Below are 7510 nucleotides of genomic sequence, written 5' to 3' on the forward strand. Positions count from 1 at the left end.
CTTCGGTGCAGACGCCGGAGGAGACGACGAGGATGTCGTCACCTTCCGAGAGCGTGCGCAGCTTGTTGAATTCGAAAGGTGTCGAGAACAGGCGCGGCACCTCGCCACGCAGGATGCGGACATAGACCGGACCATCGACGCTGTCGGCGACCTCGAGCACGGTCTCGACTTCGGTGGCGTCGCCCGTTTCGAGGATCGTCATGTTCGGCACGGCGCGCAGCACCGCGATGTCCTCGATGGCCTGATGCGTGATGCCGCCCGGCGTGGTGATGCCGGGCAGAAAACCCATCAGCCGGACCTTGCGGTTGGAATAGGCGATTGAGTTGATCAGCTGGTCATAGGGCCGGCGATAGAGGAAGACCGAGAACGTATGGATGAACGGCCGGAAGCCCTGCATGGCAAGGCCGCCGGCAAAGGACAGCATGTTCTGCTCGGCCATGCCGAGTGACAGAAACTGCTCCGGATGCCGGTCGCGAAAACCGTCGACCTCGCAGGAGGAGGTGAGGTCGGCCGACAGGCAGAGGACTTCGGGACGCGCGGTGGCGAAGGCCTCGAAGGCTTTCGCATAGGGGCGGTTGACGATTTCGACCATGGTCAGGCCCCTTCCATCGCATTGAGATCGATGCCGAGTTCGACGGCGAGAGCGTCCCGCATCTCCAACCGCTCCTCCGCGCTCTTGAAACGCACATAGTGCAGGCGCGGGAAGCGCTTCTTCAGGAAATCCATGCCTTGATAGGGGGAGGTGTTGGCGAGGATGACGAGCGGCTTGCCGGGTTCGGCACTCTCAGCGGCTTCGCTGAGCGCGCCGAGATCATGGCCATCCACCGAGCGGCAGGTCACGCCGAAGGACGCGACGCGGGCGGCGAGATCGCCGAGATCGAGCACCGAGGACATGGCGCCGTCGCATTGCTGACGGTTCACATCGACGATGATGCGGATATTGTCGATCTTGTGATAGCTCATCGCCGCAAGGCATTCCCAGGTCTGGCCCTCCTGAAACTCGCCGTCCGACATATAGACCCAGACCTTGCCGGGCTCCTTCTTGCGCAGCCGCGCCCAGGCGACGCCCGAGGCCATGGAGAGGCCCTGCGCCAGCGAGCCGGTGGTCACTTCCATGCCGGGGCTGTGCTCGGCGCCGATCATCTCGACCGAGCCGCCGTCCTTGTTGAAATGGTCGAGCGCGTGCTCGTCCATGCGGCCGGTCTCGATGAGCGCGGAGTAGATGACGAGCGCATAATGGGCCGGCGAGATGAAGAAGCGGTCGTAATCCGGGCCGACAGGGCCGTGGTAACCGGCGCCGGTAAAGGCATCCGGATTGTGCGCCGAGGGCACGCCGCGGAAGGGCAGCGGCACCTTCGGCAGCGTCGGTTCGCCGAGCTTCAGCACCTCGTTATAGAGCAGCGCGAGGCTTTCGGCAGCCGAGCAGGCCTGGCTGAGATAACCGCCATTGTGCTTCATCGTGTGGAAGAACACGCGGCGTCGGATGCCGAGAGCGATCTCCTCGGTGGATTTCCGGTTAGACAGGCTCATCGTCTCAGCTCCGTTCCGGGAAGAGTGCCTTCAGGCCCTCGGGCGACGGCGTGGCGATGCCGCGCTCGGTGATGAGACCGGTGATGAGGCGGGCGGGCGTGACGTCGAAGGCGGGGTTGGCGGCGGGGCTGCCCTCAGGCGAGATGCGCACACTGGCAATCGAGCCGTCTGCGGCGCGGCCCTGCACGAAGCTCACCTCATCGGCGGTGCGCTCCTCGATCGGGATTTCCTTGATGCCGTCATGCACCGTCCAGTCGATGGTGGGCGAGGGCAGCGCGACATAGAAGGGCACGTCGTTGTCGCGCGCGGCAAGCGCCTTGAGGTAGGTGCCGATCTTGTTGCAGACGTCGCCGTTCGCCGTCGTGCGGTCCGTGCCGACGATCACCATGTCGATATCGCCATGCTGCATCAGGTGGCCGCCGGCATTGTCGACGATCAGCGTGTGCGGCACGCCATGGCCGTTCATCTCCCAGGCGGTGAGATAGGCGCCCTGGTTGCGGGGGCGGGTCTCGTCGACATAGACGTGGACGGGAATGCCCGCTTCGACGGCCATGTAGATCGGTGCCGTCGCCGTGCCGTAATCGACGGTCGCAAGCCAGCCGGCATTGCAATGGGTGAGGATGCGCACCGGCTCGCCCGGCTTCTTGCCCGCTGCGATCTCGCGGATGACGTCAAGGCCGTTGGCGCCGATAGCGCGGTTGAGCTCGACATCCTCTTCCGCGATCTCGGCGGCGCGCGCATAAGCGGCGGCAGCGCGTTCGGCGTCCGGCAGCGGGCGCAGATGATCGCGCATCGCATTCAGCGCCCAGCGCAGGTTAATGGCGGTCGGGCGGGTCTCGTTGAGTTCTTCCCAGACGGCATCGAGATGGGCGTCCGACGGATCGTTCGCCATAGCGATGGCGACGCCATAGGCCGCGGTGACGCCGATCAGCGGCGCGCCGCGCACCCACATGTCCCGGATGGCGACGGCGACATCGGCGACGGTCTTCAGTGTGACGACGCGGAATTCATGCGGCAGCCAGCGCTGGTCGATGATGTCGACGGCGCGGCCGTCCTCGTTCAGCCAGATCGTATGATAGTGGCGTTCTCCGACTTTCACGCGAGGATCTCCTTTTCAAGCCGCTCCACCGTTTCGCGGATATCGCGGAGGCCGTGGATGCGCTGCCGGTTGACGGCGAGGTGACGCCCGAACTTCAGCGCCTTGCTTTCGCAGGGCGCGCGGCGGTCGGGGTCGGCGATGGTTTCGAAATCGGCATTGTGGGCAAGGCCGAGGATGCGGCGGTGGATCTCGATGCCGGCGAAGCCGAGCATTTCGCGCCAGATTTCGTCGATGACGATATTGAGCGCCTGTTCGGCGGCAAGGGGGTCGTTGCGGTCCTCGAAGACGCTCGCTTGGTAGAGGATGCCCTTTCGCTCGGTGCGCCAGAGATGGGCAAATTCCGCACGGAAGGTTTCCCAGAGCGTATCGATCGTATCGAGCAGGTAGGCGCGCATGCTGTCGCGCGCGCCGGGGGAGGCCTCGTGGCCGGCCTGCGAGAAATAGCTCATCCAGAAATTGGCGATCAGCATGCCGACATCGAAGCTGATCGGACCGTAGAAGGCGAATTCCGGGTCGATGACGCGGGTCTCGTCATCGGTCACCATGACGGAACCGGTGTGCAGGTCGCCATGGCAGAGCGTTTCGGCCTTGGCCGAGAACAGGTGCTTCAGCCGCTGCGCCTCCACCTTGAGATCGCGGTCGGCGCGCAGCTCAGCGACGACGGGATCGAGCTGCGGCGTGGTGTGGCGGTTGAGCGCGGCCTCGAAATAGGGATCGGAGAAGACGAGGTTTTCTGAGATGTCGCACAGCTCGACATTGTCGGAAAACAGCGCGACATCCGCCTTCTTCTCGCGCGTCACCATGGAAAGGTCGGAGCCGCGGAACAGCGTGCGGGCGACGAAGAGGCCAAGGTCGCGGCCGATCTTCGGCAACTCTCGGCCATCGATCAGCGCGCGGCGCAGGATGACATGCGGCGTCAGGAATTCCATGACGATGATGGCCTGCGCCTCATCGAAGAACAGGATGTCAGGCACCATGCCGGGGTCGCGCGCGCCCTGGCGCTTCAGCGCGTGATATTCGAAGAACGAGCGCTTGAGCGGCAGCGGCCAGCTTTCGCCGACGAGGCGCACATAGGGCAGCGCCTGCTTGACGATGACGGCACCCGTTTCGCCCGTGACGATGAAGACCAGATTGAGGTTGCCGTCGCCGACTTCCTTCACCGTCCAGCGCGACGTATCGCTGCCGATCCTCTCGGTGAGGGCGGCGTTGCCGCCAAGCCTTTCCGGCAATGTCTCGGCGCTTAGCGCTTCGAAGACGGGACTGCTCATGATGTTCTCCTCCTCCGCACGGGGCTGCCTCCATTGCCTGCCGCCATGCCGTCTGTGCCCACAGCTAAGGCATCATTCTGTCAAATGTCAACGGCCTTGACATTTGATGATAGCCTATCCTAACGTGGTCTCATTGGGAGGCGGAAATGAGCGAACAGGCAGTGTTTCGCATTGAGGGCGTGCGCAAATCCTTTGGCCCGGTTCCGGTGCTCCAGGGTGTGGACCTCGACCTCAAAGCAGGCGCAGTGACGGTTTTGATGGGTGCCAACGGTGCCGGCAAATCCACGCTCGTGCGCATCCTCTCCGGCGTCTACACGAAGGACGCTGGCACGATCATGCTGGCGGGCACCGCCTTCGAACCGGCGACACCGGCCGAAGCGATCCGCGCCGGTGTCGTCACCGTGCACCAGAACATCAATGACGGCGTCGTCGCCGATCTCGACGTCGCGACCAATCTGACGCTCGACCGGTTGAATGGTCGCGGCGCGCGACTGTTCTTCAATCCCCGCCGGGTGCGCCGCGAGGCCGCCGCCGTCGCCTCCCGCATGGGGCTTGCCATCGACCTCACGGCCAATATCAACGACCTGGCGCTGGCCGACCGCCAGATGGTGGCGATTGCGCGCGCCATGGCGCATGAACCGAAGGTGCTGATCCTCGACGAGCCGACCTCGTCGCTGTCGAGCGCGGAAGCCGACCGCCTGTTCGATCTCGTCGACCGCCTGAAGGCGCGCGGCGTCGCCATTCTCTATATCTCGCACCGCATGTCGGATATCCGCCGACTTGCCGACAGCATCCTTGCTTTGCGCGACGGACGCATCACCGGCCGTTTCGAGGGGCCGGAACTCGATTATGAAGGCGCGGTCAATGCCATGCTCGGTCGCAAGGTCTCCGCCGGCGCCGTCGCGGTGCGTGAGGCGGGACGCCCGGTCTTCAGCGTGCGCGGCCTGAAACTCTCCGAACAGACGCGGCCCTTCGATTTCGATCTCGGTGACGGCGAGATCGTCGCCGTCACCGGCCTTGTCGGTGTGGGCAAGACGGCGCTCGCCGAAACGCTGTTTGGCGCGCGTTCACCGGCAGCGGGCGAGATGACGCTGGATGGCAAGCGCTATGCGCCGAAGACGACGGGACAGGCGATTGCCCAAGGTGTTTTCCTCGTCGCCAAGGACCGCGCGATCAGCGGCATCGTGCCGGATTTCAATATCTACGAGAATATCAGCCTGCCGTTCCTTCGCCGGCTATCTTCTTTCGGCATTGCCAGCCGGCGCGCCGAAAAGACCAAGGCGCGCCAGCAGATTTCCGCGCTCGGCGTCGTCTGCCGCAGCGAGCGCGACGAGATGCAGACGCTGTCGGGCGGCAACCAGCAGAAGGTCATGGTCGGCCGCTGGCTGTCCGAGCCGTCGCGCCTGCTCATCCTCGACGAACCCTTCCAGGGTGTCGACATCGCCGCCCGCCGCGATATCGGCGAGAAGCTGCGCGCGTCTGCGGCCGGGCGCACCACCATTCTCTTCCTGACGGAACTCGACGAAGCCTTCGAGGTCGCCGACCGCATCCTGGTGATGTCGGAACAGACCATCGTCGGCGCGCACCGCAATGCCGACATCGATGTCGATCGGCTGCTCTCCGAGATCGCCGGGCAATTCTATCAACAGGTCAGTGCATGATGACGAGCGAACAGAGCAACTCCGCCGCAAACGCAGCCACAGGCGCCGTTCTGCCGGCCGCCTTCAACCTCCGGGAAACCGCGATCAAATACGGCTTCCTCGTGCTGCTCGCCGGCATGGTGCTCTATTTCTCGGCGGTAACAGGCGGCTTCGCCTCGCCGCAAAGCGCGGTCTTCATCCTGCAATCCGTGTCAATCACCGGCATCCTGGCGCTCGGCGTCACGGCGACGCTCGTCGTCGGCGGTTTCGACCTCTCGATCGGCTCCGTCGCCACCACGGCCATGATGGCCTCGTCCTATGTGATGGTGGTGATGGGCGGCGACGCGCTGACGGCGACGCTCGTCTGCCTCGCCGTCGGCGTGCTCGTCGGCCTCGTCAACGGCATCATCATCGTCTATATGCGCGTGCCGGATCTGCTGGCGACGCTCGGCATGATGTTCCTGCTGCTCGGCCTCCAGCGCATCCCGACCGAGGGCCGCTCGATTGCGACAGGCATGACGCTGCCCGACGGCTCGACGGCGACCGGCGCCTTCAGCCCGGCCTTCCTGGCGCTCGGCCGCCATCGTTTCGATCTGATCCTGCCCAATCTCGTGCCGGTTTCGGTGGTGGTGCTGATCGTGCTCGCCATCGTCATCTGGTTCTTCCTCGAATACACCCGCTTCGGCCGCATGATGTATGCCGTCGGCTCCAACGAGCGCGCGGCGAGCCTCGCCGGCGCGCCGGTCAATGCCTACAAGATCTCGGCCTATATCATCTCCGGTGTCTTCGCCTCGATCGGCGGCATCCTGCTTGCCGCCCGCCTCGGGCGCGGCGATATCGCCTCGGGCAACAACCTGCTGCTCGATGCCGTCGCGGCAGCACTCATCGGCTTCGCCGTGCTCGGCGCCGCCAAGCCGAACGCTTTCGGCACCGCCATCGGCGCGCTCTTCGTCGGCATCCTCTTGCAGGGCCTGACGATGATGAATGCGCCCTACTACACCCAGGATTTCGTCAAGGGCGCCGTGCTCGTCATCGCCCTGATCTTCACCTTTGCGCTCTCGAAAAGAGGCAAACGCTGAGGGGGAGCCTCGGCGGATAACCAAAGTTCACCAGTGGAGGAGATAGACCATGAATTTTACGCGTAGAACCCTGGGCAAGCTGACGCTCGGGCTGATGGCCGCGGCGTCGTTTGCCGTTCCGTCCTTTGCGGCGGATATGCCCAAGCCGTTCGACAAGCCCGGTGATGTCAAGATCGCGCTCGTGCGTTATCTCTCGACCGGCGACTTCTTCCAGTCCTACCTCGCCGGCGTGGAAGCGCAGGCCAAGGCGCTCGGCGTCCAGCTTCAGGTCTTCGACAGCCGTCAGGACGCGGCACTCCAGGCCGACATGGTCGACCAGGCGATCGCGCTCGGCGTACAGGGCATCATCATCCAGCACGGCCTGACGGAATCCATGAAGGAAGCCGCTCAGCGTGCGGTCGATGCCGGCATCAAGGTCGTCGCCTTCGACGTCAATGTCGAAAACGACAAGATCCCGCAGGTCGAGCAGTCCGACCGTGACTTGGCCCGCCTCGCGCTCGAGCAGGCGATCAAGGACAATGGCGAGAGCTTCAAGGCCGGTTACGTCTATGTCGCCGGCATCGCGCCGCTCGACCGCCGCGACGAGACCTGGAAGGAGTTCAAGGCGAAGTATTCGGGCATCAACGAGGCCGCCCAGTTCGGCACGATGGACAACCCGATCGCCAACTCGGTGGCCAACCAGGCGCGTTCGGTGATCTCCGCCAATCCCGACATCACCGTGATGTTCGCCCCCTATGACGAATTCGCCAAGGGCGTGAAGATCGCCGTCGACGAAGCCGGCATGTCGTCGAGCGTCAAGATCTACTCGGCCGACATTTCCACCTCCGACATCGCCGCCATGCGCGAATCCGGCTCGGCCTGGGCCGCGACGGCCGCGACGAACCCGGCCGTGGT

At 64.5% G+C, this 7510-nt stretch carries 7 protein-coding genes; 3 read left to right on the forward strand and 4 right to left on the reverse strand.

The genetic code is table 11. The features are described 5' to 3' along the window. The 4 genes from ACOZKU_RS08175 to mtnK form a co-directional block, all read right to left on the reverse strand. Positions 1-592 (reverse strand): transketolase family protein (locus ACOZKU_RS08175; RefSeq protein WP_421578456.1); only part of this gene is annotated, 592 nt, incomplete at its 3' end. 2 nt (positions 593-594) lie between these two features. After that, on the reverse strand, positions 595-1530 hold the full coding sequence (locus ACOZKU_RS08180; RefSeq protein ID WP_421578457.1) for a transketolase: 936 nt from the start codon (positions 1528-1530) through the stop codon (positions 595-597). Between the two features lie 4 nt (positions 1531-1534). Further along, the gene (gene mtnA, locus ACOZKU_RS08185; protein ID WP_421578458.1) at positions 1535-2629 is read right to left on the reverse strand and encodes an S-methyl-5-thioribose-1-phosphate isomerase; all 1095 of its coding nucleotides are present in this window, start codon (positions 2627-2629) and stop codon (positions 1535-1537) included. Then, the gene (gene mtnK, locus ACOZKU_RS08190) at positions 2626-3897 is read right to left on the reverse strand and encodes an S-methyl-5-thioribose kinase (protein WP_421578459.1); all 1272 of its coding nucleotides are present in this window, start codon (positions 3895-3897) and stop codon (positions 2626-2628) included. Before mtnK ends, mtnA begins: the two co-directional genes overlap by 4 nt. 146 nt (positions 3898-4043) lie before the next feature. On the opposite strand from mtnK, the gene ACOZKU_RS08195 reads away from it, so the two are divergent. The 3 genes from ACOZKU_RS08195 to ACOZKU_RS08205 form a co-directional block, all read left to right on the forward strand. Continuing rightward, positions 4044-5558, forward strand: coding sequence for a sugar ABC transporter ATP-binding protein (locus ACOZKU_RS08195; RefSeq protein WP_421578460.1), 1515 nt, complete (start codon positions 4044-4046; stop codon positions 5556-5558). Then, positions 5558-6616 (forward strand): ABC transporter permease, encoded by a 1059-nt coding sequence (locus ACOZKU_RS08200; RefSeq protein ID WP_421578462.1) that lies wholly within the window; start codon positions 5558-5560, stop codon positions 6614-6616. Before ACOZKU_RS08195 ends, ACOZKU_RS08200 begins: the two co-directional genes overlap by 1 nt. Before the next feature lie 49 nt (positions 6617-6665). Beyond that, positions 6666-7510, forward strand: an 845-nt coding sequence (locus ACOZKU_RS08205) for a substrate-binding domain-containing protein (RefSeq protein ID WP_421578461.1), incomplete at its 3' end; no start/stop codon positions are given.

This window comes from Shinella sp. M31 (assembly GCF_049199205.1).
Taxonomy (GTDB): Bacteria; Pseudomonadota; Alphaproteobacteria; order Rhizobiales; family Rhizobiaceae; genus Shinella.